The sequence below is a fragment of the Catenibacterium sp. UBA627 genome (assembly GCF_002299355.1).
Lineage (GTDB): Bacteria > Bacillota_I > Bacilli_A > Erysipelotrichales > Coprobacillaceae > Catenibacterium > Catenibacterium mitsuoka.
Genome location: NZ_DBPF01000144.1, coordinates 10718 through 11914, shown reverse-complemented (window position 1 = coordinate 11914; position 1197 = coordinate 10718). Strand labels below are relative to the sequence as shown.

The 1197-nt window shown below is 30.2% G+C and carries 1 protein-coding gene; it reads left to right on the top strand.

Going from position 1 to position 1197, the window contains the following annotated elements:
* Positions 1-487: 487 nt before the first annotated feature.
* On the top strand, positions 488-1197 hold a 710-nt coding region (locus tag B2S90_RS09590), incomplete at its 3' end, for a methyltransferase domain-containing protein (protein WP_286696965.1).

Sequence of the window (1197 nt, the reverse complement as noted above, 5' to 3'; positions counted from 1 at the left end):
TAATCGGCGTTAATAAAATTTAATTTTCACTAACCTGTGGTCTGTGGTTATTCAAATAATTCTTTTGCATTACAAAACTATCTTAAAAATGCAACTTGATTTAGTAAATACTTATTAGTTAGGGTTCGGTTTGCCTTTAAAGTTTCTTCTCTATCTCAACGGTATAATATCTTAACAGATACGCCTAAAAGTTCAGCAAAATCCTTTGGTTTATAATTTTAGATATTTGATGTGTTCATTTTAACACTCCCTCGTATGAGTATATTTAAACACGATCAAACACAATGGTCGATATATTCAGTTACTTATAGTTCCCTCCTATGGTGATTTTAGAAAGCGGCTTCTTATAGAGAAGTGAAAGAAGACTGTTAGAAAAAGCTTTTTTTATGTTCATGTTATTCCTCTCTTTCATATTAATTTTACAACTTTCAAGTAAAGTATGCTATTATATCATTGCGAATAAGTAATAGAAACGAGGTAAATAAAAATGAGTATACTTGCATGTCCTAAATGTCATGAACCTTTAGAAATTGAAGGTAAAACATGTAAATGCATTAATAACCATTGTTATGATATTGCCCGTCAAGGGTATATGAATCTACTTTTAAATCCTGATAAGGCATCTAATAATCCAGGTGATTCTAAAGAATCATTGATTGCGAGAAAAGCTTATCTTGATAAGGGTTATTATGATCCTATTCTTTTTGAAGTAGTAAATGAAATCAAGAAGAAGGAAGGTCCTTTAAATATCCTAGATCTAGGTTGTGGTGAAGGTTATTATACATATCGTATGAAACAGATTCTTGGTGATGAGAATACTTATTGTGGTTTAGATATTTCTAAGTTAGCTGTAAGAATGGCTACACAGTATGATAAGTCTATTCACTGGATTGTAGGTAATTCTAAGAATATTCCAGTACTTGATCATTCTATGGATGTTATTACCGCAATGTTCACTGTAGTGAATCAGGAAGAACTTGCTAGATGTATTAAAGAGGATGGTTATATTATCCATGTAACTGCCAATAGAGATCATTTAATTGAAATTAAACATTTGATTTATGATGAAGTAAAGACTAAGTCTGATAAGTATATCCGTCTTCCATTTAATGTATTAGAGAGTCATGATTTTAAAAAGACTATTTCTATTAAGAATCGTGAAGATGCATTAAATCTTTTAAAGATGACACCACATTA